This is a genomic window from Acrocarpospora corrugata, assembly GCF_009687845.1.
GTDB lineage: Bacteria > Actinomycetota > Actinomycetes > Streptosporangiales > Streptosporangiaceae > Acrocarpospora > Acrocarpospora corrugata.
Genome location: NZ_BLAD01000074.1, coordinates 42,066 through 68,185, shown reverse-complemented (window position 1 = coordinate 68,185; position 26,120 = coordinate 42,066). Strand labels below are relative to the sequence as shown.

At 70.5% G+C, this 26,120-nt stretch carries 27 protein-coding genes; 17 read left to right on the top strand and 10 right to left on the bottom strand.

From position 1 onward, the window contains the following. Window positions 1–29: 29 nt before the first annotated feature. From Acor_RS29660 to Acor_RS29650, 3 genes are all read left to right on the top strand, one after another. Window positions 30–224 carry a hypothetical protein gene (locus Acor_RS29660; RefSeq protein WP_155340055.1) on the top strand — a complete coding sequence of 65 codons (195 nt, stop codon included), beginning with the start codon at window positions 30–32 and terminating at the stop codon, window positions 222–224. 224 nt (window positions 225–448) lie between these two features. After that, the gene (locus Acor_RS29655) at window positions 449–2,713 is read left to right on the top strand and encodes a glycosyl hydrolase family 18 protein (RefSeq protein ID WP_155340054.1); all 2,265 of its coding nucleotides are present in this window, start codon (window positions 449–451) and stop codon (window positions 2,711–2,713) included. A gap of 132 nt (window positions 2,714–2,845) precedes the next feature. Then, window positions 2,846–5,200 carry a Tex family protein gene (locus Acor_RS29650; RefSeq protein ID WP_155340053.1) on the top strand — a complete coding sequence of 785 codons (2,355 nt, stop codon included), beginning with the start codon at window positions 2,846–2,848 and terminating at the stop codon, window positions 5,198–5,200. 139 nt (window positions 5,201–5,339) lie between these two features. Here Acor_RS29650 and Acor_RS29645 read toward each other — a convergent pair whose 3' ends face one another. Then, window positions 5,340–5,594, bottom strand: a complete 255-nt coding sequence (locus tag Acor_RS29645; RefSeq protein ID WP_155340052.1) for a helix-turn-helix domain-containing protein — start codon at window positions 5,592–5,594, stop codon at window positions 5,340–5,342. 66 nt (window positions 5,595–5,660) lie between these two features. Here Acor_RS29645 and map point away from each other — a divergent pair, with 66 nt between their 5' ends. Then, complete coding sequence (gene map / locus Acor_RS29640; protein WP_155340051.1) at window positions 5,661–6,422, top strand: type I methionyl aminopeptidase; 762 nt, start codon at window positions 5,661–5,663, stop codon at window positions 6,420–6,422. On the opposite strand, the gene Acor_RS44785 is transcribed toward map, so the two are convergent. Further along, the gene (locus tag Acor_RS44785; protein ID WP_246239312.1) at window positions 6,409–7,602 is read right to left on the bottom strand and encodes a phosphatidylethanolamine N-methyltransferase family protein; all 1,194 of its coding nucleotides are present in this window, start codon (window positions 7,600–7,602) and stop codon (window positions 6,409–6,411) included. The two genes, map and Acor_RS44785, sit on opposite strands and share 14 nt — an antisense overlap. After that, the gene (locus tag Acor_RS44780) at window positions 7,599–8,447 is read right to left on the bottom strand and encodes a hypothetical protein (protein ID WP_155340050.1); all 849 of its coding nucleotides are present in this window, start codon (window positions 8,445–8,447) and stop codon (window positions 7,599–7,601) included. Before Acor_RS44780 ends, Acor_RS44785 begins: the two co-directional genes overlap by 4 nt. A 40-nt stretch (window positions 8,448–8,487) precedes the next feature. Here Acor_RS44780 and Acor_RS29625 point away from each other — a divergent pair, with 40 nt between their 5' ends. Together Acor_RS29625 and Acor_RS29620 are read left to right on the top strand one after the other, a co-directional pair. Then, window positions 8,488–9,153 (top strand): TetR/AcrR family transcriptional regulator, encoded by a 666-nt coding sequence (locus Acor_RS29625; protein WP_155340077.1) that lies wholly within the window; start codon window positions 8,488–8,490, stop codon window positions 9,151–9,153. Next, entirely contained in the window at window positions 9,146–9,757 is a 612-nt protein-coding gene (locus Acor_RS29620) for an alpha/beta hydrolase (protein WP_155340049.1), read from the top strand. The genes Acor_RS29625 and Acor_RS29620 overlap by 8 nt, the downstream gene beginning before the upstream one ends. Before the next feature lie 355 nt (window positions 9,758–10,112). Here the strand turns inward: Acor_RS29620 and Acor_RS29615 are convergent, their stop codons facing one another. From Acor_RS29615 to Acor_RS29605, 3 genes are read right to left on the bottom strand one after another with little or no spacing between them, the layout of a single operon-like run. Continuing rightward, window positions 10,113–10,976, bottom strand: a complete 864-nt coding sequence (locus tag Acor_RS29615; protein ID WP_155340048.1) for a PHP domain-containing protein — start codon at window positions 10,974–10,976, stop codon at window positions 10,113–10,115. Between the two features lie 3 nt (window positions 10,977–10,979). Then, window positions 10,980–11,336, bottom strand: coding sequence for an Lsr2 dimerization domain-containing protein (locus Acor_RS29610; protein ID WP_155340047.1), 357 nt, complete (start codon window positions 11,334–11,336; stop codon window positions 10,980–10,982). A gap of 49 nt (window positions 11,337–11,385) precedes the next feature. Continuing rightward, the gene (locus tag Acor_RS29605) at window positions 11,386–12,420 is read right to left on the bottom strand and encodes an MBL fold metallo-hydrolase (RefSeq protein WP_246239310.1); all 1,035 of its coding nucleotides are present in this window, start codon (window positions 12,418–12,420) and stop codon (window positions 11,386–11,388) included. Window positions 12,421–12,771: 351 nt separating this feature from the next. On the opposite strand from Acor_RS29605, the gene Acor_RS29600 reads away from it, so the two are divergent. Next, window positions 12,772–13,287: a hypothetical protein gene (locus Acor_RS29600; protein WP_155340045.1), complete on the top strand. Its 516-nt coding sequence runs from the start codon at window positions 12,772–12,774 to the stop codon at window positions 13,285–13,287. A 15-nt stretch (window positions 13,288–13,302) separates the two neighbouring features. Here Acor_RS29600 and Acor_RS29595 read toward each other — a convergent pair whose 3' ends face one another. Then, the gene (locus tag Acor_RS29595) at window positions 13,303–13,896 is read right to left on the bottom strand and encodes a Uma2 family endonuclease (protein ID WP_170317129.1); all 594 of its coding nucleotides are present in this window, start codon (window positions 13,894–13,896) and stop codon (window positions 13,303–13,305) included. Window positions 13,897–13,940: 44 nt separating this feature from the next. On the opposite strand from Acor_RS29595, the gene Acor_RS29590 reads away from it, so the two are divergent. From Acor_RS29590 to Acor_RS29580, 3 genes are all read left to right on the top strand, one after another. Further along, entirely contained in the window at window positions 13,941–14,444 is a 504-nt protein-coding gene (locus tag Acor_RS29590) for an MmcQ/YjbR family DNA-binding protein (protein WP_246239308.1), read from the top strand. A gap of 112 nt (window positions 14,445–14,556) precedes the next feature. After that, window positions 14,557–14,994, top strand: coding sequence for a type II toxin-antitoxin system PemK/MazF family toxin (locus Acor_RS29585; RefSeq protein ID WP_155340043.1), 438 nt, complete (start codon window positions 14,557–14,559; stop codon window positions 14,992–14,994). Between the two features lie 121 nt (window positions 14,995–15,115). Beyond that, window positions 15,116–16,012: a polysaccharide deacetylase family protein gene (locus Acor_RS29580; RefSeq protein WP_155340042.1), complete on the top strand. Its 897-nt coding sequence runs from the start codon at window positions 15,116–15,118 to the stop codon at window positions 16,010–16,012. Window positions 16,013–16,107: 95 nt separating this feature from the next. Here Acor_RS29580 and Acor_RS29575 read toward each other — a convergent pair whose 3' ends face one another. Then, a complete protein-coding gene (locus Acor_RS29575; protein WP_176607595.1) occupies window positions 16,108–16,833 on the bottom strand; it encodes a CHAP domain-containing protein in 726 nt (241 codons plus the stop codon). 181 nt (window positions 16,834–17,014) lie between these two features. Here Acor_RS29575 and Acor_RS29570 point away from each other — a divergent pair, with 181 nt between their 5' ends. After that, window positions 17,015–17,791, top strand: coding sequence for a DUF3152 domain-containing protein (locus Acor_RS29570; protein WP_246239306.1), 777 nt, complete (start codon window positions 17,015–17,017; stop codon window positions 17,789–17,791). Beyond that, window positions 17,788–18,876, top strand: a complete 1,089-nt coding sequence (locus Acor_RS29565) for a DNA glycosylase AlkZ-like family protein (RefSeq protein ID WP_155340041.1) — start codon at window positions 17,788–17,790, stop codon at window positions 18,874–18,876. The genes Acor_RS29570 and Acor_RS29565 overlap by 4 nt, the downstream gene beginning before the upstream one ends. Window positions 18,877–18,881: 5 nt before the next feature. Here the strand turns inward: Acor_RS29565 and Acor_RS29560 are convergent, their stop codons facing one another. Both Acor_RS29560 and Acor_RS29555 read right to left on the bottom strand, forming a co-directional pair. After that, window positions 18,882–19,907 carry a LacI family DNA-binding transcriptional regulator gene (locus Acor_RS29560; RefSeq protein ID WP_155340040.1) on the bottom strand — a complete coding sequence of 342 codons (1,026 nt, stop codon included), beginning with the start codon at window positions 19,905–19,907 and terminating at the stop codon, window positions 18,882–18,884. A gap of 48 nt (window positions 19,908–19,955) precedes the next feature. Beyond that, a complete protein-coding gene (locus tag Acor_RS29555; RefSeq protein WP_218034554.1) occupies window positions 19,956–21,146 on the bottom strand; it encodes a PucR family transcriptional regulator in 1,191 nt (396 codons plus the stop codon). Between the two features lie 171 nt (window positions 21,147–21,317). On the opposite strand from Acor_RS29555, the gene Acor_RS29550 reads away from it, so the two are divergent. From Acor_RS29550 to Acor_RS29530, 5 genes are read left to right on the top strand one after another with little or no spacing between them, the layout of a single operon-like run. Next, the gene (locus tag Acor_RS29550) at window positions 21,318–22,091 is read left to right on the top strand and encodes an ABC transporter ATP-binding protein (protein ID WP_155340073.1); all 774 of its coding nucleotides are present in this window, start codon (window positions 21,318–21,320) and stop codon (window positions 22,089–22,091) included. Further along, window positions 22,088–22,882, top strand: coding sequence for an ABC transporter ATP-binding protein (locus Acor_RS29545; protein WP_246239299.1), 795 nt, complete (start codon window positions 22,088–22,090; stop codon window positions 22,880–22,882). The genes Acor_RS29550 and Acor_RS29545 overlap by 4 nt, the downstream gene beginning before the upstream one ends. Then, complete coding sequence (locus tag Acor_RS29540) at window positions 22,879–23,769, top strand: branched-chain amino acid ABC transporter permease (RefSeq protein ID WP_155340039.1); 891 nt, start codon at window positions 22,879–22,881, stop codon at window positions 23,767–23,769. The genes Acor_RS29545 and Acor_RS29540 overlap by 4 nt, the downstream gene beginning before the upstream one ends. After that, window positions 23,762–24,859, top strand: coding sequence for a branched-chain amino acid ABC transporter permease (locus Acor_RS29535; protein WP_155340038.1), 1,098 nt, complete (start codon window positions 23,762–23,764; stop codon window positions 24,857–24,859). Before Acor_RS29540 ends, Acor_RS29535 begins: the two co-directional genes overlap by 8 nt. After that, a complete protein-coding gene (locus Acor_RS29530) occupies window positions 24,849–26,120 on the top strand; it encodes an ABC transporter substrate-binding protein (RefSeq protein ID WP_155340037.1) in 1,272 nt (423 codons plus the stop codon). Before Acor_RS29535 ends, Acor_RS29530 begins: the two co-directional genes overlap by 11 nt.

Below are 26,120 nucleotides of genomic sequence, written 5' to 3'. Positions count from 1 at the left end.
AGCGCAAGGCGCCGCAGCTGGACCGCCTGGTGGCCTGGCTGCGCCCGCACATCGCCGCCGGGACCGTGGCCGACCTGCCGGTTCCGCTGCTGGAGATGCTGCTGATCGGGCCGCTGTCGGAGGTGACCAGGCGCTGGCTGTCGGGGGCGCCGGGCATCGATCTGGCCGAGGCCGCCCGGGTGCTGCCCGAGCCCATCTGGCGCTCGCTCCAGGCTGGTTATTGACGACGAAACGGCCCGCGGGTTACGTTCGCTCCAATTAAAAGGAAAGCTTCCTAATAGTTCCCTTGGAACCCGCAGCTAGGAACCATGCGTCATGCCGCGATCGCCGCCTGCCCAGAAGCCTGCCCGCTGAGCGATTCCCCCCGAGTGCCCGCCCGAGCCCGGTCGGCCGCGCACACGCGTCCCGCGACATCCGATCCCCCCATGGACGTGGAGCAGCACAGATTATGAGACTCAGGACCGTTCACACCCTGTTACTGGCAGTGGGGGCACTGCTTCTTCCTCTTCTCCTCTCCCAGAACGCCGCGTACGGCGCGGTGAGCGTGCCGCTGCGGGCCAACGCGAACGGCCCGGCCTTCACCGACGGCGGCGGCAACGCCTGGCTCGCCGACAAGGGCTACACCAGCGGCACGTGGGGCTACGAGACCTCGTACGGCGCCGGCTCGACCGGCAGCGCCATCGGGGGCACCACCGACGACGCCCTCTACCAGAACTACCAGCTGTTCAACGGCTGGGGCGGCTACAAGTTCGACGTCGCCAACGGCACGTACGCGGTCACCGTGAAGATGGTCGAGGACTGGGCCAACGCCGCCGGGCAGCGCAAGTTCGACATCCGGGTCGAGAACACGGTGGTGGCCACCGCCTTCGACGTGTTCGCCTCCTGCGGGGCGCTGACCGCCTGCGACCGGACGTACAACACGACGGTGAGCGACGGCCAGCTGAACGTGCAGTTCAACATGAACGGCGGCGCCAACTACGCCATCGTGGCGGCGGTCGCGGTGACCGGCGGTTCCGGCGGCGGCGACACGACCGCGCCCTCCGTGCCGGGCAACCTGCGCACGACCGGCGTGACGAACAACAGCGTCGCGCTCGCCTGGAACGCCTCGACGGACAACGTCGGCGTGACCGGCTACCTGGTGTACCGGAACGGCACGCTGGTGACCACGGTCACCGGTCTGGCGTACACCGACACCGGGCGTTCGGCGAGCACCGCCTACACCTACACGGTCCGGGCCAGGGACGCGGCCAACAACCAGTCCGGCCTGAGCAACTCGGTGGTCGGGACCACCACCGGCGGCGGAGGCGGCGACACGACCGCGCCATCGGTGCCGGGCAACCTGGTGAGCACCGGCGTGACCAGCAACAGCGTCTCGCTGTCCTGGAACCCCTCCACCGACAACGTCGGCGTCACCGGCTACCTGATCTACCGGGGCGGCACGCTCGTCACCACGGTCACCGGCACGACGTTCACCGACACCGGCAGGGCCGCCAGCACCACCTACACCTACCAGGTGCGGGCCCGCGACGCGGCCAACAACCAGTCGGGCCTGAGCAACTCGGTGTCCGCGACGACGACGACCGGCGGCGGCGGGGGCGGCGGCAAGAAGCTGCTCGGCTACTTCGTGCAGTGGGGCGTCTACCAGCGCGGCTACCACGTCAAGAACATCGTCACCAGCGGCTCCGCGGCGAAGCTGACGCACATCAACTACGCCTTCGGCAACGTGCAGAACGGCCAGTGCACCATCGGCGACTCCTACGCCGACTACGAGAAGGCCTACACGGCCGGGGAGAGCGTGGACGGCGTCGCCGACACCTGGGACCAGCCGCTGCGCGGCAGCTTCAACCAGCTGCGCAAGCTGAAGCAGCAGTTCCCGAACATCAAGATCCTGTTCTCGTTCGGCGGCTGGACCTGGTCCGGCGGCTTCGGCCAGGCCGCGGCCAACCCGACCGCGTTCGCGAACTCCTGCTACAACCTGGTGGAGGACCCGCGCTGGGCCGACGTCTTCGACGGCATCGACATCGACTGGGAGTACCCGAACACCTGTGGCCTCAGCTGTGACGCCAGCGGTTTCGCCTCCTTCAAGAACCTGATGCAGGCGCTGCGCAACCGGTTCGGCGCCGGCAACCTGGTCACCGCCGCGATCACCGCCGACGGCACGAACGGCGGCAAGATCGACGCGGCCGACTACGGCGGCGCCGCCCAGTACCTCGACTGGTACAACGTCATGACCTACGACTACTTCGGCGCCTTCGCCCCGACCGGACCGACCGCGCCGCACTCGCCGCTGACGTCCTACACGGGCATCCCGCAGGCGGGCTTCTACTCGGACGCGGCGATCCAGAAGCTGAAGAGCAAGGGCATCCCGTCCAGCAAGCTGCTCCTCGGCATCGGCTTCTACGGCCGCGGCTGGACCGGCGTCACCCAGGCCACACCCGGCGGTACGGCCACAGGCCCGGCGTCCGGCACCTACGAGCAGGGCAACGAGGACTACAAGGTGCTCAAGAACACCTGCCCGGCCACCGGGACGATCGCCGGCACGGCGTACGCGAAGTGCGGCAGCAACTGGTGGAGCTACGACACGCCGGCCACCATCGGCGGCAAGATGACGTACTCCAAGGACCAGGGGCTCGGCGGCGCGTTCTTCTGGGAACTCACCGGCGACACCACCGGCGGTGAGCTCATCACGGCCATGAAGAACGGCCTGGCCTAACCGGACCAGGGCGAGTCCCGCTCGCCCGACCCAAGGCCCGCCGGGGAATCCCCCCTCTCCGGCGGGCCTCTTCACGTGCGGAATCGGCCGCCACGGGGGGCGGGGGCGGCCGGGGTCGGGCAGAATAGGCGGGTGACGACTTCGATCAACCAGCGGATCGCCGACGAGCTCAACGTGCGCGAGCGGCAGGTCGCCGCGGCCGTGGACCTGCTCGACGGCGGGGCCACCGTGCCGTTCATCGCCCGGTATCGCAAGGAAGCGACCGAGATGCTGGACGACGCGCAGCTGCGGACGCTGGAGGAGCGGCTGCGGTATCTGCGCGAGCTGGAGGAGCGGCGGAGCGCGATCCTGGAGTCGATCCGGTCGCAGGGCAAGCTGGACGACGCGCTTGAGGCGCAGCTCATGGCGGCCGACTCGAAGGCGCGGCTGGAGGACATCTACCTGCCGTACAAGCCGAAGCGGCGGACCAAGGCGCAGATCGCCAGGGAGGCCGGGCTGGAGCCGCTGGCCGACCAGCTGATGAGCGACATGACCCTGGACCCGGCGGCCACCGCGGCCGCCTACGTCGGGGAGGCCGTGGCCGACGCGGCGGCGGCCCTGGAGGGGGCCCGCGCGATCCTGATCGAGCGGTTCGGCGAGGACGCCGACCTGATCGGCGAGCTGCGCGAGAGCATGTGGTCGCGCGGGCGGCTGCTGGCCCAGGTCAAGGAGGGCAAACAGGAGGCGGGGGCCAAGTTCTCCGACTACTTCGCGTTCGGCGAGCCGTTCACCCGGCTGCCTTCGCACCGGATCCTGGCCATGTTCCGGGGCGAGAAGGAGGAGATCCTCTCGCTGACCCTGGAGCCGGAGGAGCCGCAGGAGGGGCCGAGCACGTTCGAGCAGCGGATCGCGCGGCGGTTCGGGATCGGCGACCGGGGCCGGGCCGCGGACCGCTGGCTGCTGGACACGGTGCGGTGGGCGTGGCGGACCCGGGTGCTCGTGCACCTGGGCATCGACCTGCGGACCCGGCTGTGGCAGGCGGCCGAGGAGGAGGCCGTGCGGGTGTTCGCGGCCAACCTGCGGGACCTGCTGCTGGCCGCCCCGGCGGGGACCCGGCCGACGATGGGGCTCGACCCGGGGCTGCGTACGGGGGTCAAGGTGGCCGTGGTCGACGCCACCGGCAAGGTGGTCGAGACCGCGACGATCTACCCGCACGAGCCGCGGCGGCAGTGGGACCAGGCGATCGCCGTGCTCGGGGCGCTGGCGAAGAAGCACAATGTCGAGCTGATCTCGATCGGCAACGGGACCGCGTCCCGGGAGACCGACAAGCTCGCCGGTGACCTGCTGAAGCTGATGCCGGGGCTGACGAAGATCGTGGTGTCGGAGGCGGGGGCGTCGGTGTACTCCGCTTCGTCGTACGCCTCGCAGGAGCTGCCCGAGCTGGACGTGTCGCTGCGCGGCGCGGTGTCGATCGCGCGGCGGCTGCAGGATCCGCTGGCCGAGCTGGTCAAGATCGACCCCAAGTCCATCGGGGTCGGGCAGTACCAGCACGACCTGTCCGAGCTGAAGCTGTCGCGGTCGCTGGACGCGGTGGTGGAGGACTGCGTGAACGCGGTCGGCGTGGACGTGAACACGGCCTCCGCGCCGTTGCTGACCCGGGTGTCCGGGATCGGGTCCGGGCTGGCCGAGAACATCGTGCTGCATCGGGACGCGAACGGGCCTTTCCGGTCGCGGCGGGCGTTGAAGGACGTGGCCCGGCTGGGGCCGAAGGCGTTCGAGCAGTGCGCGGGCTTCCTGCGCATTCCCGGCGGGGACGATCCGCTCGACGCGTCCAGCGTGCACCCGGAGGCGTATCCGGTCGTGCGGCGGATGCTGGCGGGGGGCGACCTCAAGTCCCTGATCGGGGACAGCGCCCAGGTGCGCAAGCTCAACCCGGCCGACTTCGTCGACGACACCTTCGGCCTGCCGACGGTGACCGACATCCTGAAGGAGCTGGAGAAGCCCGGCCGCGACCCTCGGCCCGCCTTCAAGACGGCCACCTTCAAGGACGGCATCGACAAGATCGGCGACCTCAAGCCGGGCCTCATCCTGGAGGGTGTGGTCACGAATGTGGCGGCTTTCGGGGCGTTCGTTGACGTCGGCGTGCACCAGGACGGCCTGGTCCACGTGTCGGCTATGTCGTCGAATTTCGTGAAGGATCCCCGCGATGTGGTCAAGCCCGGTGACATCGTCCGGGTGAAGGTGCTCGATGTGGACATTCCGCGTAAGCGGATCTCGCTGACGCTGCGCCTGGAGGACGAGGCGGCGAAGTCCGTGCCGTCCCCGCGTGGCGAGACCCGCCAGGGCAAACCGGGCGGAAAACAGCAGGGCGGCCAGCCCCGCCAGAACCGGGGCGGACGCGACGCCGGTTCCGGTGGCTCCGGTGGTCCGGGCGGCTCCGGCGGCGGCTCGATGGCGGAGGCCCTGCGCCGCGCGGGCCTCAACGACCCAGGCAAACGAAACCGCTGATTGCCGCACCCGGCCGTCTTAGCTCTTCGCCGGCGCGGGCCTCTCCCGGGGGCCCATCGCCGTCTGAGCCCTTAACCTCGCGGGCTTCTCCCCCGGGGACCCCGCCGCCCTTCGCCGTGCCCGCCGTCTGAGGCTCCGCTCAGGCGGCGTGCTGGTCCGCGCAGGCTTGGGCGAGGACGTCCAGGGAGATGCCCAGGGTCGCGCCCAGTGCGGCGATGGTGAAGAAGGCGGGCGTGGGGATGCGGCCGGTCTCGATCTTGCGGAGGGTCTCCGGGGAGAGTCCCGCGGCGGCGGCCACCTCGGGCATGCTGCGGTCCCCTCTGGCCTGGCGGAGGAGGTGGCCGAGGCGGTGGCCGCGTTCATGGTCCAGCTCGGAGAGTGAAGGTCGCACCATGCCGAGCATCCTAGCAACTGTGATAACAATACCGGTATAACTATTGGGATGCCGGTTGGAGGAGTCATGGTCGAGATCAAGACGAGCGGCGAGCTGGACGCCATGCGGGCGGCGGGCCGGGTGGTCGGGCGGGCGCTGGCCGCGATGAAGGCGGCGGTCGCGCCGGGGGTGCGGCTGACCGAGTTGAACGAGATCGCCGTCACGATCCTGGCGGAGAGCAAGGCCACGTCGGCGTTCCTGCACTACAAGCCGGACTTCGCGCCGACGCCTTTCCCGGCCGTGATCTGCGCCTCGGTCAACGACGTGATCGTGCACGGCATCCCGGACCGCTACCGGGTCCGCGACGGCGACCTGCTGACCATCGACTTCGGCGCGTACCTGGACGGCTGGGCGGGCGACGCCGCGTTCAGCACGGTGGTCGGCTCGGGTGGCGACCAGCGCCTGATCGACGTGGCCTCGGAGGCGATGGAGGCCGCGCTCAAGGTGGCCGTCCCCGGCAACCGTCTCGGCGACATCGAGCACGCCATCGGGAAGGTCGGCCGGGCCGCCGGCTACGGCATCCCGGACGGTTTCGGCGGCCACGGCATCGGCCGCCACATGCACGAGCCCCCGTTCGTGCGCAACGAGGGCCGTCCGGGCAGGGGCCTGGTGCTGCGTCCCGGTCTCACCCTGGCCCTTGAGCCGATGTTCCTGTCCGGCGGCTCCGACCGCTACCACACGGCGGGCGACGGCTGGGCCCTGCGCAGCTCCGACGGCACCCGCGCGGTCCACATCGAGCACACCGTCGCCATCACCGACGACGGCCCCCGCATCCTCACCCTCCCCTGACCGGAAGGTCACGCGGCCCGCCGCCGAACGCGTCCGCGGCCAGCTGCGCGAACCACCGCACCCCCGGCAGCAGCAGAAACCAGCCCGCCAGCGCCCACCCCAGATGCACATGTTGTACGGCGTTCGCGAACGCGGCCACCCCGTCCGCGGCCACCCCGTCCTCCCGCTCGTACCGCATCCGCCGCAGCTCCCCCGGATACCCCTCGGCGGCGGCCACCCGCAACGCCACCGGCCGCCGCCCGGCCAGCCACCGCGCCAGCGCCGAGCACTCCCCGCAGCTCTCGGCCAGATAGACGACCGCCGAAGGCATCCCGGGATATGGCCGGAGCGACGGCGCCCAAGCCCGCACCGCGTCATGCCCCCGCCCGAACCTGGCCCGCAACTGCCCGCCCTCATGCCAGGCGGCGAGCCCCGCGCCATAGCAGAACGCGGTGACCGCTCCGGCCAGGAACCGCACGTCCACCAGAGCGAGGACGAGATAGCTCGCCACCATCGACACCTGCATCGGATTGCGGACATACGCGTACGGCCCGCTGGTCACCAGCCGTTCCGGCGGGTCGAAGGGCAGCGGCGTCCCGGATCCGGCGACGGCGAACTCTCGGACGGCGGCCACGCCGAGCAGGCACGGCACGGCGAGCACCTGCGCCAGCAGGCAGAGCACCCACGCGGGCTGGTCCCAGGCCCCGGTGACCGCGAGCGGCAGCCCGAGCATGACCGCCCCCGCCAGCACGACCTGGGCGGAGACCCGGACCCCGAGTCTGGTCCCTGCCGCCGTCCAGCGCGCCAGCAGCAGCCCCGGGATCAGCGCGACCGCGATGGCCACCGCCTCCCCGTACAGCCAGGTGGCGTGGACCACGACGACCGGCCCGGCCTGGGGCATGAACGCGAGATCGATCCACGCGAGGACCCCGACCACCAGCGGCGGCGGATGATCCCGGCCGATATGCGCGGGTATGGCACCCCAAAGGACCGCCCACCCGAGAAGCAACCCCACCGGCAGTTCCTCCCCCGGAAAGGACCACCAGCCGACCTCCACCGCGACGACGTTGACCACGCTGAGCGCCACCAGATTCCAGACCGTAGCGAGGATGACGGCCGCGATGCCGCTCCCCGCAGGCCGTACCACCAGCAGCGTGAGCCAGCAGACGACGATCGGCGCGAACGTCAGGACCGCGATCACGACGTGAACGTCCCGGCCAGATAGGTGGCGGCCGCCGCCACCGCATGCCGCTGCAACGGCCCGAAATACCAGCTCGGATCGAAGGTACGGCGATACCGGATGGTCACCTCCAGCCGCGCCGGCGTCCACCGGAACTCGGCCTCCCGCAGCTCCATCCAGCGGGCCAGCGTCGTGTCCGAGACCACGCCGAAGGCGACCATGCCGGGCCCCCGGCGAATCACCCGTAACGTCATCGAACGCGATTCGAGCGGCGCCCCGATCCCCAGCGACCGCCGTGGCGTGAACGTGACCACCCGGCTGTCGCCGACCTCCAGCCCGGTCCCGGCCGCGCTCAGTGGCTTCGGAAAGCCCAGCGCCAGGAAACGGGACCGCACAGGGCCGAACCGTGGCTCCTCCGCCAGCGCGAGTTCGACGTCGCCCCGCGCAGGAACGCTGACGGTGACCTCGTTCTCCCGTGGCACCGACCCGGCGGCGCCCTCCAGCGCGACCATCAGGATCAACGGCCCCACCAGCAGGTACGTGCCACGCCGGTGGACGTAGTCCACGCAGAGCCCGATGAACAGCCCGACCAGGTAGAACAGCGGCGCGGCCATGAGCAGGCAGACGATGCCCTCGCGCAGCAGCGGCCCGGCCACGGCGAGACCGATGGTGATGGTGACCATGATCAGGCCGGTGGCGGTGCGCGGGCGGGCGGTGAGGGCGACGGTGACCGCGATGAGGCCCGGGATGCCGATGTAGAACAGCGCGGTCTGCTCCACACCGCCGGCGTGCAGCGTCACGTACAGCAGGTAGGCGGCGAACAGTCCGGCCAGGACGGCCGCCGGCATCCGGCGCGCGGAGCCCATTCATCCTCCAAGTGATTTAATCAACTGATTAAACCGTATGATGAGAGGACGGGTTCGTGTCAAGTGGAGGCGCGCGTTGGTCGGGAAGCAGCAGTCGGGGGCCGAGACCCGGGATCGGCTGATCAGGGCGGCGGGCGAATCGCTGCTCGCGGAGGGCTACGCGGGCACCAGCGCCCGGACCATCGCCCGCGCCGCCGGAGTCAACTCGGCCCTGGTCTTCTACCATTTCGGCGGGGTCGACCCGCTGCTGCTGGCCGCCCTGGACCGCGCCTCAGAACAGCGCATGACCACCTACCGGGAGGCGGTAGCCTCGGCCCGGAACCTGGAGGAACTGGTGGAGGTGGCCACCCAGATCTACCGCACCGACATCGCGGAGGGCCACATCACCATGTTCTCCGAGCTGGTCGGCGCGAGCATCGCCCGCCCCGAACTGCGCGAGGAGATCGTCAAACGCTCCGAGCCGTGGATCGACTTCGTCGAGACGACCCTGGACCGCGTCATCGGCGGTTCCGCTCTCGCCAAACTGCTGCCGCCGCGCGACCTGGCGTACGCGGCGATCACCTTCTACCTGGGGGTCAACCTGTTCACGCATCTGGACGCCGACCGGTCCCGGACCGAGGCGCTGTTCAGCCTGGCGGCGCGGGTGGCTCCGCGCGCCCGGCTGCTCACCCTGCGGCTGCCGCGCCGGGGTGGCCGCGATGCGTGAGCCCGTCGTCGAGGTCGCCCCCGCCCGTGGCGCGGTGAAGGCGGTCGCCATGGTCCTGCACGGCGGCCAGGAGGTCGGGCGGACCCCGACCACGGCGCGGCAACTGGCGGTGCTCCGGATGCTCCCGTTCGCCTGGGCGCTCACCCGGGCCGGCGCCGATCACGGCCTGGCCGTCTGGCGCGTCCGCTACCGCGTGCGCGGCTGGAACGGCTCCGAGGCCTCCCCCGTCGCCGACGTCGACCAGGTCCTCACCCGGCTCCGGCACGAGCACGACGTCCCCGTCATCCTGGTCGGCCACTCCATGGGCGCCCGCACCGCCCTGCGCGTCGCCGGCCACCCGAACGTCGTCGGCGTGGCCGCCCTGGCCCCCTGGGTCCCCGAAGGCGAACCCGTCACCCAACTGGCCGCCCGGAGAATCCTCCTCATCCACGGCACCGCCGACCGCATCACCTCCCCCGCCGCCACCCACACCTACGCCCGCCACGCCGCCGAAGTCGCCACCGAGGTCCGCCTGATCGACATCCCCGGCGAGGGCCACGCAATGCTCCGCAAACCCCGCCTCTGGCACGACCTGACCACAGAATTCACCCTCTCCCTGATCTGACGAGCGGGGAGGCACACGGCTTCGCGCTCCACGGGATGGCTCGCAGCGAGCACCTGGATCGCGCTTCCCCTCGTCTGATGTGCGAGGAAGTTCGCGGCTTCGCGTTCCACGGGTGACTCCCAGCGGACCCCTGGGTCGCGCTTTCCCTGGTCTGATGTGCGAGGTGAGGCTCGCGGCTTCATGCTCTGCGAGATGGGATTCGCTCTTCTGGCTGCTCCGAGGACCACTAACAGCATGGGCCGCGCCTTCCTGGCGCCGGTGCGGTGAGAAGCATCACTTGCGTGAACGGCGCCGGATAACGGCGATCGACCCAGCGACTCACCTTTTCCGTTAGGAGTTGTAGTCGCGGGGCCGCTCAGTTGGGCTCGCGGAGGGCGGCGGTGATCGGGGTGCGCGCGGTGGCGCTGGCGATGAGGCGTTCGTACTGGTCTGGGGTGGTTGTCTCGCAGCCGAGGCGGTGGCCGGTCAGGTCGCCGTGGTCGTCGCTGGAGCCGGTGATGATCAGGTCCAGGTCGGTGGCGAGGGCGCGGAGTTCGGCGCGGGCCTCTGGGGTGTGGTCGCGGTGGTCGATCTCGATCCCGGCCAGGCCGGCGTCGGCCAGTTCGGCGATCCACTCGGCGGGGACGGTCCGGCCGCGTTTGGCGGAGCGGGGGTGGGCGAGGACCGCCGCTCCCCCGGCCGCGAGCGTGAGCCGGACCGCGCGGACCGGATCCAGCGCGTAGCGGCTGACGTGGGCGCGCCCGCCGGAGCCGATCCAGTCGGGGGTGAACGCCTCCGCCACGGTCGCGACGGCCCCCACCGCCAGCAGCGCGCGGGCGATGTGCGGGCGGCCGATCACACCGCCGGCGGCGATGGCCGTCACCATGTCCAGAGTGATCGGCGCGCCCAGCTCCACGATCCGGTTCACCATCGCGGCGGCCCGATCGTCCCGGGCGGCGCGAATCAGCTCAAGCTCGGCGGCCAATTCGGCGTGCCCAGGATCGAAGAGGTACGCGAGCATGTGGATGCTCATCCCGTCCCGGCGGCACGACAGCTCCATGCCGGGAACGAGGGTCAGCCCGTCCGGGAGCGCCTCGATCGCCTCCCCGTGCCCGGCGACGCCGTCGTGGTCGGTGAGGGCCAGGACGTCGAGCCCGGCCTCCCCGGCCCGGCGAACCACCTCGGCGGGACGTTCTGTCCCGTCCGAGGCGGTGCTGTGGCTGTGCAGATCGATCCGCACGGCTCAGGGTTCCACGGGCGCCGGTTGCGCCGCCAGGAACTTGTCGATCACCTCATCCGGCGCCGCGCCCCGGGCGGGCACCTCGATGCCCTGCTCCCTGGCCCAGGTCCGGACGTCGCTGTTGGTGAACCCCTGCAGCCGCTGCGGCTCGGCCGCCTTCCGCGCCCTGGTCGCCTGCTTGACCTCGCGGCCCCGCTCCAGCGCCAGCTCGATCAGGCTGACCGCCTCGGCCAGCCGCGCACTGTTCGCCTCCGACAGATCGATCGCGAACGTGCGCTGCAGGAGCTGGAACTCCCGCCGAACCACATCTTCGCCTTCGGACTGATCGAGATCATCAATCAGGATGACCTTCTCTGCCACGCGCTCTCCCCCAGCCAGACGTCATGTGCCCGGCAATCGTACTGGGGTTCTAGGAGATCGATTGCCACCAGCCGTCCACCAGCGGCGGCTGATCGACCGCGACGCGCTCCCCTGGTTTGGGGACGGCCAGCCGTACTCCACGGGCCTTGGCCTCGCGCCAGAGGCGGTCGACCGGCTCGCCCCAAGCGTGGAAGGCCAGGACGAACGTGCACCAGTGGACGGGGATCAGAAGTTGGGCCCGCAGGTCGAGATGGGCGGCGACGGCCTCTTCCGGGGTCATGTGGATGTCCGGCCAGCTGGGGCTGTACGCGCCGATCTGGATGAGGGACAGGTCGAAGGGGCCGTGTCTCTCGCCGATCTCGGCGTAGCCGGGGAAGTAGCCGGAGTCGCCGGTGTAGAAGACGCGGCGGGTCGCGCCGGCCACCACCCAGGAGCCCCAGAGGGTGCCGTTGCGGCGGAACGAGCGGCCGGAAAAGTGCCGGGCCTCGGTGACGGTGAGGCGCAGGCCCGCGACGGTGGTCGACTCGTTCCAGTCGAGCTCGACGATCCGGGACGCGGGGACGCCCCATTTCTCCAGGTGTGCGCCGACGCCGAGGGGAACCAGGAAGGGGGCGGACTGGAGGCCGACCAGGGCGCGGACGGTGGGCATGTCGAGGTGGTCGTAGTGGTCGTGGGAGATCACGATCGCGTCGACCTGGGGGAGGGTGTCCAGCGGGGCCGGGGGCTGGTGCAGGCGGCGCGGGCCGAGGTGGGCCGCCGGGGAGCAGCGGTCGCTCCACATCGGGTCGAACAGGACCCGGCGGCCCTCGATTTCGAGCAGGGTGGAGGCGTGGCCGTACCAGATGACGTCGAGGCTGCTCAAAGGCTTGACCGAGGGGGTCACCAGGGGAATCTGGCCGTGTGGTTTGCGCTGTTCGCGGCCTTCGATGAGGTCGCGCATGATGGGTTTGCTCTCACCGGCGGGCGGCACCGTGGTCGGTTCCGTGTTGCGGAAGGCGTCACCGTCGAACTGGGGCGAACGGCGCATCCGCTCGGCCCGCTTGCCGGCGGGCTTCGCGCCCAGCGCGGCAGGAATGTCCCGCATCGCCCAAGCGGCCCCCGCCGCCGCCAATCCCGCTGCCAACCACCCCGATTTACGCATACCAAAGATGGTGTCACAAGGACCGCGCGCCGGTGATGGGGGGCATGGCCAGAACCAGGCGTGTCGCCACAGACCACAGACGCGCCTCCGCCGGACGACAGGCCGTGTTTCGTGGCGCGGGCGCACCTCCGCCGGACGACAGGCCGTGCTTCGTGGCGCGGGCGCACCTCCGCCGGATGAGAGACCGCGGTTTCGTGGCGCACCGCGGACGCATTCCCCGAACGGCAGGCGTTGGTTTCGCGGTCTCACGACTGACCGCGTCCGCCCGCCTGGCGGCGGCTAAAGTGCGAAGCGATGATGAACCATCAGATACTAGTCCAGTGGCATCCTGACCCGGACTCCCCGGCGGCCCGCACCTTCACCTGCTCATGCGACCTGCCGCTGCCCGACCAGACCGCCGCCGAACTCCACGCCATGGAGCTCAACCGCTGCACCACCTGCTTCGGCTCCGCCCGCCACGAACCCGTCCCCGGCTACAACCGCCCGTGCACCGCCTGCGCCGCCACCGGCCGCCGGGGCCCCCAGCTCGTCTGGGAACTGGCCCACGCCGAAGCCGAACGAACAATCACTCTCCCCCTGATCCGCCTTCTCCTCCCCCACCGCCCGTTCCGCCTCTCCGAACTCGCCGACAAGGTCCGCTCCCACCTCTCCCTCCCCCCGGGCCGCCTCCCCGTCGGCCCCCGCGTCCGCGACCTCCTCCTCCACCTCCAGTCCATGGGCGAACTGGCCCTCCTGTCCGCCCCCGACCGCCTCCTCCAGGGCACCGACGTAGTCCTCTACGACGACCCCCACTGGATCCGCGTCTCCTGACCGCGAACGCTCCACTCAGACCTGCGGCGCGACCGCCAGATCCGCCCACAACACTTCGATGGGGAAGGGCGCGGTGACATTCACAGCCATGGGGCCCATGTCGCGATGGGTAGTGCCGATATGTGTGTACGGGCTGTTCCGTCCCGCCAGCACATACCTCTCAATCGATACCGCCCCGACCTTGTCGAAGCTCACAATCCAGTAATGCGGAATACCGCCATCGGCATAGTCACTCATCTTGTGCGCACGATCGCGACGCCCTGACCAGGTGGAAAGCACCTCGGCGACGATCATTACGGGGTCGGCCGCCAGCTGCCCGAACTCCTCCAGGCAGCGATGGAGAACCACGTCCGGCTTACGCGCGGTCGGGGGCACCTCCCAGAGCAGGTCGGGGGCACCTCCCAGAGCAGGTCGGGGGCACCTCCCAGAGCAGGTCGGGGGCACCTCCCAGAGCAGAACGTCCACTTCGGTGTTGGTCTCGTAGCAATCGCCTCGGCGGGACCGCCGCATCTCCGCCACCGCCGCTCGCTCCAATGCCAACGACAGCCGGGTCGCCACCTTCTGATGCTCACGACTCCGCTGCTCGCGCGGAACGACGAATCCGTCCACGATCTCAAGATCTCGGCGGATATCCGGGGTCGATCTCAAGGAACATGTCCCAGGTGATCGGCTCGCGTTGTTGCCCGTTCCACACGATCACGCAGTCCTACCCCTCATCCACCGCTGCGCGCGATCCTATGCCCGCATCAGATACGGCCACCGGAACGCAGTCGGGCGCACAGGTCGCGGATTTGTCGGTGGTGGTGTCTACGATCCGGGGCATGGTGACTGTTGACTTGATTCGGGCGGTCGCGCTGGCGTTGCCGCGGACCACGGAGCATCTGATCAGGGATCGGGTGAAGTTCCGGGTGGGGCGGATCGTGTATCTGGCGATTTCGCCGGATGAGGCGTCGATGGGGTTCGGGTTTCCGAAAGAGGAGCGGGCGGCGCTGGTTGAGGCGGAGCCGGAGAAGTTCTTCATGCCTGTGCCGTCGGATGAGCGGTATCACTGGGTTCGGGCCTGGTTGGGGGCGCTGGACGAGGAGGAGACCCGCGAGCTGGTGATCGAGGCGTGGCGGATGTGCGTGCCCAAGAAGATCTCGGCGTTGGTCCCTTGATGCGCGAGCCGAGAGATGTCGGCATTGGTTCCTTGATGTGGGGGCCCGAGAGATCTCGGCGTTGGTTCCGATATGAGCGGGAGCCAGTGATTCGGGTGGGTATGGTGTGGTTGTGCGTGATCTAGGTGAGGATCCCCGGCCGGGTCGGGGGGCGGTTCGTGAGGTCCATCGGGTGGATCGGGTGGCCGCGTTGGAGTATTCGCCGGACCTGGATGGGATGGCGGATCCAGGGGAGATCGTCTGGGCCTGGGTACCTTACGAGGAGGATGCTCGGCGCGGTAAGGATCGGCCGTTGCTGGTGGTGGGGCGGCATGGGCGGCTGCTGCTGGGGATGATGTTGTCCAGCAAGGGCGGCGGCGGGGATGAGTGGCTCGCCCTCGGGGCGGGGACGTGGGATCGCGAAGTGCGGCCGTCGTTCCTGCGGCTGGACCGCATATTCGAGCTGAGCGAGGACGGCATCCGGCGCGAGGGCGCGATCCTGGACCGGGAGCGGTTCGCGAAGGTGGCCGCCGTTCTCATGCGGACCCACGGATGGGCCGCTGACGGCTGAACCCGATTCCGGCCACCGCGATCACAGCGGTGGCCGCCAGGCGAGTCGGAGACCTGGTCGGCCGGATGGCCTGGGCGGAGCGCGGGTACGACAGACCCAGCGGCGACACGGGGATGGCACCATGACCACAGACAACCTCTTCTGGCCCGGCGGCGCGCGGCTGGCCTTCTCGATCACTGTGCAGTTCGAGGCGGGAGGACAGCCGATCAGCGGCGCCCCGGGGCCGATCAGCGAGCCGATCCTGCCCGGTTTCCCCGACCTCGGGCAGAACAGCTTCTATGAGTACGGCGCCCGCGAGGGAATACCTCGCCTGCTGGACCTCTTCGACAAGCATGGCATCAAGGTGAGCGCCTACATGGTCGGCGACGCGGTCCGCCGCCATCCCGGCCTGGCCGCCGAGGTCGTGCGCCGCGGACACGAGGCCGGCGCGCACGGGCTCAGCTGGCAGCGCCAGTACCACCTGTCCCGCCCCGAAGAGCGAGCGTGGATCGAAGGCAACATCCAGGCCATCGAGGAAGCCACCGGCACCCGGCCCACCGGCTACACCAACTACTGGATCCGCCCCGGCGTCAACACCCTGAAGATCCTGCAGGAACTCGGATTCCGCTACCACATCGACGACCTGTCGGCCGACGAGCCCTTCCTGCAGACCATCAACGGCAAGCCATTCGCCACCGTCCCCTACACGGTGCACCTGAACGACATCGTCAGCTACGACTTCGCCGCCTACGACCCGGCCGCCTACGAACAACAGCTCATCGACGAGTTCGACCAGCTCTACGAAGAGGGCGCGCACAGGCGCCGGATGATGGTCATCGCCCTGCACGACCGCCTGTCCGGGCACGCCTCCCGGGTCCGGGTCCTCGACCGCGTGCTCACCCGGCTGCGCGAACGGGACGGCGTGTGGTGGGCCCGCAAGGACCAGATCGCCGACTGGATCCTCGCCCATCCCAAGACCGCCGCCTGGGTCGAGCGCGGCCCCGCCCCCGTCAGCGGCCTCCCCGGCTCCAGCGCCTGACCAGCCGGCCGCGCGGCAGGTGGGGGATCAGCCGAACCCGGCCTGCGGCGCCCTCACGCCCGGTTCGGGCTCCTGCTATTCGGCTACTGCCGGGCCTACTTCTCGCCGGCCGGGGTCGCCGGGCTTGGGGTGGCGCGTTTGCGGCGGTGGCGGCCGGTGGAGAGGGCGAAGCGGCGGACGTGTACGCCGGTGGCCACCACGGAGGCGGCGAGGGCCACGGCCAGGACGGCGGTGGCGATGGTGGCGGTGGGGTCCAGGCCGGGGGTGGGGTTGGCGACGGCGGTGACCGCGTCGGGGCGGAGGTCGACCGAGACGGGGGTGCCGGTGACAGCGTCGCGGACTTTCCTGGGGAGGCCGTAGCCGACGACCTTGGATTCGTCGCGGACCTTGCGTTTCAGCCAGACCCGATCGACATTCGCCTCGATTGTGTGGATTTTTCCGTTTTCGACCTTTTCGACTATTCCGACGTGGTCGATGCCTTTGATGCTGCCGCCGCCCGACCAGTCGAAGAAGACTAAGGCGCCGGGTTCCGGCTGGTCGGTCCAGGCCTGGTGCTGTTCGAACCAGCGTGCGTGGGAGGGGGTCCAGGCGAACTCGCCGACATAGTCGGTGACACCCGCCTGATCCGCCGCCCAGGCGATGAACATGTCGCACCAGGGGGCGTTCTTGTACTGCGGGTCTTTCGTGAGATCCGCGTACCAGGCACCGAACTTGGTGTGCTGGCCGGGCTTCTCACGGTAACCGAGTTCCCTGGTGACGACGGATAACAGGTCCTGCGTGATGGTGTCGTCGTGGGAACGTTCCAGCAACACTGCCTCCATAACCGCCCGATAACAATGGACTGTAGTTCGGAAATGTCGGACACGCGGCACTTTTTCGAGAAAGGCGGGTAGTCAGATTGGCGAGAAGGCACGAAACGCCAGCGTGACGGCCTAATCGTGTGATCGTTTTCCCGTATGATCAGATCCCCGGTGTTCGGTTCGTGTGGGTGGGAGAGTGCTAGTGGATCATCGTTTCCTGCTGGCTGCGGCGGGGATCGTTGTCACCGGGCTGATCGGCGGGGTCGTACTGGCCGAGCCGGAGCCTCCGGTCAGACCGGCGGTCCTGACGGCCGCCGTCCCGTCGGCGAAGCCATCGAAACCACCGAAACCGACGCCCGCGCTCCTCTCGCCAACCGCGCTGCCCGCGCCCCGGGGCGAGAAGGCGCTGATCGTGAACGGGCGGGTACAACCGGCCAAGGTCAAGGTCCCGTTCCGCGCCAAAGGCGGGTACGCGCTGGTCCCCGGCGGCGAGAAGTCCCGCAAGGGCGGCGGCCGGGAGATCCGCTACCTGGTCGAGGTGGAGAAGGGCCTGCCGTTCGACGGCAAGGAGTTCGCCCGCGAGGTGCACCGCATCCTGAACGACAAGCGCGGCTGGGCCCGGTTCAAGCGGGTCGAGTCGGGTCCTGTCCAGGTCCGGGTGGCGCTGTCCAGCCCGGCCACGACCAACGCGCAGTGCCTGCCGCTGCGTACCGGCGGGGAGCTGTCCTGCTGGAACGGCAGCCGCGCGGTGATCAACGCCAGGCGGTGGGCGGAGGGGTCGGAGGGCTACGGCCGCGATCTTGCCTCCTACCGTGAATATGTCATCAGTCATGAGGTCGGTCATGGTCTCGGGCACGGCCACGTGGGCTGTCCTGGACGCGGAAAGCCCGCCCCCGTCATGATGCAGCAGACGAAGTCACTCGCCTCATGCAAGCCCAACCCCTGGCCCCACCCCGGACGGCTAAGGTCTGAGTCATGAACGTGGATCGACTACAGGTCCTCGCCTATCGCGTCGCGGCCCAGCAACTCGACCGGCCCGACCTCCCGCCCGCCGGCCTGGCCGTCCTCGATCTCGGGGTGCAGGACACTCCGTACGGGTCGGCCCGGCTGGCGGTGGCGGCGCGGACCATCGCGGAGCCGGATGACGCCGCGCTCACCCTGGTCTGGTCGACGCGTGGCGCCCCCCACCTGCACCGGACGGCCGACCTGCCCGCGCTGGCCTCCGCCCTGTGGCCGGTCAGCGACGCCGACGCGACGGCGCGGATCGTCACCTCGCAGATCCGGGTGGGGGCCCGGCTGGGCCTGACCGCGTTCCGGGCGGCGGCCAAGGCCATGCACGAGGTGGTCACCGGCCCGATGACCAAGGGCGAGGTCAGCACGGCGGTGAGCGCACTGGTCCCGGAGAGCGTGACCTACTGGTGCCGCGGCTGCAACGCCCAGCACATCTCGGGCGCGCTGTTCCAGCAGGTCGGCCTGGCCGCCGGGGTGCGGCTCGCGCCGAAGGGCTCGGCCACCACCCTGGTTCCGGTGGGCGGGCGCCGGAACGTCCCGAACCAGTCGATCGCCCCCGATTCGATCATCTCCGCCTATCTGCGGCTGCTCGGCCCGGCCACCCCCGCCGAGGCGGCCAAGTTCATGGGCACCACCCCGACCGAGATCAAGCGCATGTGGCCGAAGGACCTGGCCGAGGTGCGGGTGGACGGCCGCCGCGCCTGGCTGCCCACCGACCGGATCGACTTACTCCTGGACGCGACCCGCCGCCCCCGGCTGCTCCGGCTGCTCCCCCCGTCCGACCCTTACCTGCAGGCCCGCGACCGCACCCTCCTGGTCCCGGACAAATCGCGCCACGCTGAGATCTGGCGCATGCTCGGCAATCCCGGCGCGGTCCTGCTGGACGGCGAGATCGCCGGGGTGTGGCGGGCCAAGATGGCCGGCAAGAACACCCTGGACGTCACGGTGACCGCGTTCGAGCCGCTCCCCCAGGAACCGCTGGAGAAGGAGGCGTCCCGGGTGGCCGCGCTGCGCGGCGCGCAGAACGTCCGGGTCCTGGACGCGAAGGGCTGAGCGCGTCAGGCCGACTGCCGTATCACCAGTTCGGGTTCGAAGATGACCGAGGTGACGCGGCGGTCGGGGTCCTCGATGTGGGCCAGCAGCAGGCGGGCCATCTCGGCGGACATGTCCTCGACCGGGTGCCGGACGGTGGTGAGCGGCGGGCGGCAGGCGAGGGCGGCGCTGCTGTCGTCGAAGCCGACGACGGCGAGGTCGTCGGGGACCCGGCGGCCGTGCGCCTGGGCGACCAGCAGGGCGCCCTGGGCCATCAGGTCGTTGCCGGTGAACAGGCCGTCGATGTCGGGATGCTCGGCGAGCAGGCGTTCCATCGCCCGTTCGCCGGACTCCTGGGTGAAGTTGCCCTCCACGCTGGGGATGTACGCGTGCCCGTGCCGGGCCATGGCCTCCCGGAAGCCGGACTGGCGTTCCAGGCTGGCGGGCACGTCGAGCGGGCCGGAGATGGTGGCGACGCGCTGGCAGCCGCGGGCGATCAGGTGGTCGGCGGCGAGGCGGGCCCCGGCGCTGTGCGCGACGTCGACGTAGCTGATCCGGATGGGCTGGGCTGGGCGGGCGAACAGGACGACGGGCGGGCCCGACTCGACCAGCTGGGCGGGGAGCGGGTCCTCGGGGTGGGTGGAGACGAGGATGGCGCCGTCCACGTGGCCCTGGCGCAGGTAGTCGATGATCTGGGCGCGGGCGTCGGCGGCCTCGGCCAGCATGAGCACCAGGTGCACGCCGAGCGGGCGGAGGTGGCCGGAGATGCCGCTGACGACGCGGCCGAAGAAGGGGTCGGTGAAGACGCGGGCGAAGAAGTGGCCCGCGCCGGAGACGACCAGGGCGATCGAGCCGGTCTTGCCGGTGACCAGGGAGCGGGCGGCCCGGTTGGGCACGTAGCCGACGGCGGCGACGGCCCGCCGGACCGTTTCCTGGATTTCCGGGTCGACGTTGCGGATGCCGTTGATCACGCGGGACACGGTGGCCCGGGAGACGCCCGCGGCCCTGGCGACGTCCTCAAGAGTGGGCGAAACCAGGCGATCTTCCCTCATGTATGAACTCTAGCGCACGAAGGGAGAGCGCTCTCCCATCCGGTGAGGTCAGGAGGTGGGCAGGAGCCGTACCGCGTCCAGGGCCAGGGCGAGGTCCACGATGTCGCGGGGGCGGGAGAGGGAGCGCCCGGTCAGGTTCTCGATTCGGCGGATCCGGTTGATGATCGTGTTGCGGTGGCAGTAGAGCTGCCCGGCGGCCTGGGCCGCGGAGCCCTCGCAGCGCAGCCAGGTTTCCAGGGTGGTGAGCAGCACGTCCCGGTCGGCGGGGTCCAGGGCGAGCAGCTGCCCCAGCACCCCATTCACCAAATATCCGGAAATCTCGGGTTGGCAGATGACGAGAACGGCCGGGAGGCGCTGGTCCAGGCGGGCGACCTCGGGCCCGGCGTCCACGCAGGTGCGCATCGCCAGTTCGGCCAGCCGGTGCGCCTCGCCCAGCTCGACCAGCCCGTCGACCACCGGGCTGATCCCGGCGACCCCGCTCACGGTCACGCTGAGCGCGCTGGCCAGCCCGTCCAGGGTGCCCTCGCCCAGCGCGACGACCGCGACCTCATGCCCGGTGCGCATCCGCCACAGCAGGCGCATGCCGCCGAGTTTCTCCGGCAGGCGTCCCCCGTCGTGCCGTACCGGGAAACGCACGGTGACCACCGCGTACCTGCCGCGTTCCGGCAGGTCGAGCCCGGCGGCGGCGGAGCGGACCACGCCCGCGTCCGCGGCGCCGTCCAGCAGCGCGTCCAGCAGCGCGCTCACCCGCTCGTGATTGCGTCCCAGCAGTTCGCTCTCCCGCCGCCGGTAGGTGTCCCCCGCCACCAGCGCCTGCCGGTCGATGGCGTGCCACACGTGACAGGCCGTCCGCACCAGCGCGCCCAGCTGGTCGGGGTGCTCCCGCTCCATGTAGTCGACGATGCCGGCCCAGGTGACCTGGGCGGCCAGCCGGTACATCCGCATCATCGAGTCCAGCGGCAGCCCCTGGTCGGCCCGCCGCCGCGCCATCGCCTCGGTGAACTGCAGGTCCCGCCGCTCCCCCCGCTTCTGCAGGATGGCCGTGATGCCGAGCCGCATGCCCTCCAGCGTGCTGGCCCAGTGATCGTCGTACGGCACCAGCGAGCAGTAGTCCTCGTCGCCGCCCCGGACCCGGGCGACCAGCTCGTCCGTCAGCTCGGGGAGGCGTTCCAGCATCGCCCGGGCCGCCGTGCGCAACATTTCCCGGACTTCCTCATCCGCGTGCAGTTGGGGGCGCATCCTCCCGAGGGTGCCACCCGGCCAACTCCGGAACAAGGTTCGGTTTCGTTTCGTGACACGCCGTTGTGCGGCTGCACAGTCACCCCGGTACGCCGGTGGGCAGAACTCCCGACTTCACCGCCGCATCTGGACGGCCGTGCACGGCCGGGATTGGGTGTGCCCGTGAACCGAATGACCGACCTGACGGTCAGCGACCTGGCGGTGAACTACGGGCCGGTGCGCGCGCTGAGCGGCCTGTCGCTCCGGGTGCCGGCCGGATCGATCGTCGCCGTGCTCGGCGCCAACGGCGCCGGGAAGACCACTCTGCTGCGGGCCGTCTCGGGCACGCTCCGCTTCCATCGCGGCCTCGCCCGGGGCATGATCACCTTCGGCGAGGCCAGGCTGTCCGGGCTGAGCGCGGCCGCGGTGGTCGGCAGGGGCATCGTGCAGGTGCCGGAGGGCCGCCGGGTGTTCGCCCGGATGACGGTCGAGGAGAACCTGCGCGCGGGGGGTCTCGGCCGGTCGCGGAAGGACGCGCACCGGGCGCGCGACCAGGTGCACGAACTGTTCCCGGTGCTCAGGGAGCGGGCCGGGCAGCGGGCGGGGCTGCTGTCCGGGGGCGAGCAGCAGATGCTGGCGATCGGCAGGGCGCTGATGGCGGACCCGGCGGCCCTGCTGCTGGACGAGCCGACCCTGGGGCTGGCGCCGCTGGTGGCGGCCAGGATCGTGGAGACGATCAAGGAGATCAACGCGCGGGGGACCTCGGTGCTGCTGGTGGAGCAGAACGTGGCGATGGCGCTGTCGCTGGCCTCGTACGCGTACGTGCTGGAGGTCGGCGAGGTGGCCCTGGAGGGCACGGCCGCGGAACTGGCGGCCAGCGACGAGGTGCGGCGGCGATATCTGGGCATCGCGGACGCGGTCGAAGGGCAACTGGTCGCCCGTACCCTGCCGAGGTGGTCCGCATGACCACGGCATACCAACCGGACGGTATGGCAGCGCTGGAAGTCCGCGACGTGACCGTGCGGTTCGCCGGTCTGGTCGCCCTCGACCAGGTCAGTTTCACGGTCGCGCCCGGCTCGGTGCACGCGGTGATCGGCCCCAACGGCGCCGGCAAGTCCACCTGCTTCAACGTGCTGTCGGGCGTCTACCGGGCCACCTCGGGCAGCGTCAGGTTCGGCGCGGCCGAGCTCACCACCCGCAAACCGCACCAGGTGGCCGCCCTCGGCGTCGCCCGCACCTTCCAGAACATCGCCCTCTCCCCGCACCTGCCGACGCACGACAACCTGATGCTCGGCCGTCACCGCCTGACCCGCTCCGGCTTCGTCTCCTCCGGGCTCCGCCTGCCGCACGCCCGCCGCGAGCAGCGCCGCCACGCGGCCAGGGTGGCCGAGATCGCGGAGTTCGTCGGGCTCACCCCGCACCTGGCCAGGCCCGTCGGCCTGCTCCCCTACGGCGTGCAGAAACGCGTCGAACTGGCCCGCGCCCTCTGCATGGAGCCCCGGCTGCTGCTCCTGGACGAGCCGGTGGCCGGGATGAACAGCGGCGAACGCCAGGAGATGGCCGAACTGATCATCTCGGTACGGCAGAGCCTCGGCATCTCCATCCTCCTGGTCGAGCACGACATGGGCCTGGTGATGCGCCTGGCCGACCGGGTCACCGTCCTGGACTTCGGCCGGCGCATCGCCGACGGCACCCCCGCCGAGGTGCAGAACGATCCGCACGTCATCGGCGCCTACCTCGGCAAGGAGGGTTCGTGATCACGTTCCTGGAGCTTCTCGTCAACGGAATCTCCATCGGGGCCGTCTACGCGCTGATCGCGCTCGGGTTCGTCGTCATCTTCAAGGCGACCGAGGTGGTGAACTTCGCGCACGCGTCGCTGCTGCTGGCGGGCGGGTATCTGGTGGCGCGGCTGCACCCGTACGTGGGGTTCTGGGCGGCGCTGCTGATCGGGATCGCGGCGGCGGCCGTGATCGGGGCGCTGATCGAGTTCCTGATCATCCGGCGCGCCAATGTGGCCTCGCACAGCGTGCTGGCCATCGTCACCATCGGCGTGGACATCGTGCTCACCACCGAGCTGACCCGGCAGATCGGCACCGAGGTGCTGGCCGTGGGCGACCCGTGGGCCGACTCGGTGGTCCGGATCGGCGGCGTCACCATCGCCGAGACCCGGATCGTGGCGCTGGTCACGGCCACGCTGCTGATCAGCGCGTTCCTGCTGGCGTTCAAGTACACCGGCTGGGGGGTGGCGATGCGGGCCACCGCCGAGGACGCGGAGACGGCCGCGCTGATGGGCATCCGCCTGGGCCGGGTCTCGCTCAGCGCCTGGGCGGTGGCGGGCGGCCTGGCCGCGGTCGCCGCCGTCTTCCTGTGCGTGTTCCCCACGCCGGGCCTGGATCGCAGCACCAGCCTGGCCGCGATCAAGGCGTTCCCCGCCGCGATACTCGGCGGGCTGGACTCGACCACCGGCGCCCTGGTGGGCGGCCTGGTCGTGGGCGTCACCGAGGCGATGATGAGCGGCTACCAGAACGACCTGGCCTTCCTGGGCCGGGGCATCGGCGATGTCGCGCCGTTCCTGGTGATGATCGTTATCTTGCTGATCAGGCCCGCGGGGCTGTTCGGGACCAAGGAGCTCGCCCGTGTCTAGGATCCTGTTCTGGGCCGCGGTGGCGGCAACAGTAGCGGCGGTGGTGGCCGTGCCGTTCTATCTGGACGGGTTCTGGCTGCAGACCGGCCTGTTCGCGATGTCGGCGGCGATCGGCGCGATCGGCCTCAACCTGCTGACCGGGGCGACCGGGCAGCTGTCCATGGGGCACGCGTTCTTCCTGGCGGTCGGCGCGTACGCGTACGTGTTCCTGGCCGCCGAGCCCACCGGGACGCTGGGCGGGCTCGGGCTGCCGACGCCGCTCGCGGCGGTGCTCGCGGTGCTGGCGGCCGGGGTGGCGGGCGGACTGTTCAGCCCGATCGCGAGCCGGTTGAAGGGCGCCTATCTGGGCATCGCCACCCTCGCGCTGATCTTCGGGGGTCAGCACGTGCTGTTCAACGCCGGGCCGGTGACCGGCGGGTTCAACGGCAGGGCCGTACCGCCGATGGAACTGTTCGGGTTCGTGTTCGCGGACTCGCCGGAAGTGGTCCTGCTGGCGGTGCCGTTCGGGTCGCTGGAGCGGCTCTGGCTCCTCGGCGCGGTGCTGCTGGCGGGGGCGGCCTTCTTCGCCAGGGGCGTGCTGCGCGGGCGGCCGGGCCGGGCGATGAACACGATCAGGGACCACGAGATCGCGGCCGGGGTGATCGGCGTCCCGGTCACCCGTTACCGGGCGGGCGTCTTCGTGCTCTCCTCCATGTACGGCGGGCTGGCCGGCGTCCTGCTCGCCCTGGTGTTCCAGCGGACGGTCCCGGAGTACTTCGGGGTGCTGCTCTCGCTGGACTACCTGGCCATGATCGTCATCGGCGGTCTCGGCTCGGTCACCGGCGCGGTGATCGGCGCGGTCTTCGTCTCCATGCTGCCGCAGCTGCTCACCCGCTACAGCGACGCGATCCCGCTGATCGCCGCACCCGGTTCCGGCGGGGTCTCCCCCGCCGAGGCGGCCCGCATCCTGTACGGCGCCGCCGTCGTCTCGGTCGTGCTCTTCCTCCCCGGAGGCCTGTACGGCCTGCTGCGCAAGATCCGCCCCAGCCTCCCCTCCATCCGGCTCCGACTGGCCCGTTCCCCCGAAACCAGGAGTTCCCATGTTCCGTAACCGCATAGCCATAGCGGCTCTGGCGGCCCTCGCGCTGGCCGCGTCCGCCTGCGCGAGCGACAAGGCCACCGGCGGGGCCGCCCCCGCCACCGCGACCGGGGGCGACGGCGTGAAGACCGGCCCCGGCGTCACCGCCGACACCATCACGCTCAGCCTGCTCACCGACCTGACCGGCCCGTACGCCTCACTCGGCAAGAGCCTCACCCAGGCGCAGCAGCTCTACTTCGAGCAGGTCAACGCGGCCGGCGGGGTCTGCGGCCGGAAGATCGAACTGGTGGTCCGGGACCACGGCTACGACGCCCAGAAGGCGATGGCCGCCTACACCGAGGTGGCCCCGCGCTCGGCGGCGATCCCGCAGTTCATCGGCTCGCCGATGGTGATCGCGCTGAAGGACAAGATCACCACGGACAAGCTGCTGACCATCCCGATGGCGTGGGCCACCGGCCTGCTCGGCAGCGAGGCCATCCAGGTCACCGGCACCACGTACGACGTGGACATGATCAACGGCGTGGACTTCCTGATGAAGGAGAAGGGCATCAAGGCCGGCGACAAGATCGGTCACCTGTATTTCGAGGGCGACTACGGCGAGAGCTCGCTGGACGGCTCCCAGTACGCGACCGGGAAGCTCGGCCTGACCCTGGTGGAGCAGAAGATCAAGGCCACCGACCAGGACATGACCGCGCAGGCGACCGCGTTCAAGAAGGCCGGCGTGAAGGCCATCCTGGTCTCGGTCGGCCCGCGCCAGGCGGCGTCGCTGGTGGGCGTCTCGCTCGCGTCAGGACTGGACGTGCCGTTCGTCGGCAGCAACTCGGCCTACAGCCCGCTGCTGCTGGCCACCCCCGCCGCGCCGGCCCTGCTCAAGGACTACTACTACGTGACGGCGGGCGCGCCGATCAGCGCCCCGCTGCCGGTCTACCAGAAGCTGATCAAGGACTATGAGGCCCGCTTCGCCGGTCAGCCGCTGGACAGCGGCGTCTCGACCGGGTGGACCGCCGCGATGATCATCGGGGACGCGCTGACGCAGGCGTGCGCGGCCAAGGACCTCAGCCGCGAGGGCATCATCAAGGCGCACCGCTCCCAGCACGCCTGGGAGGGCGGCCTGGGCGGCACTCCGATGGACTTCAGCGTGTACGACCAGCCCGCCTCGCGCGCCTCATACGTGGTCAAGCCCGACAAGGCCGCGGTCGGCGGCGCCGTCATCTTCAAGGAGGCCGCCGTGTCCGACCTCGCCAAGGACTACCAGGTCCCCCCGGCGAGCTGA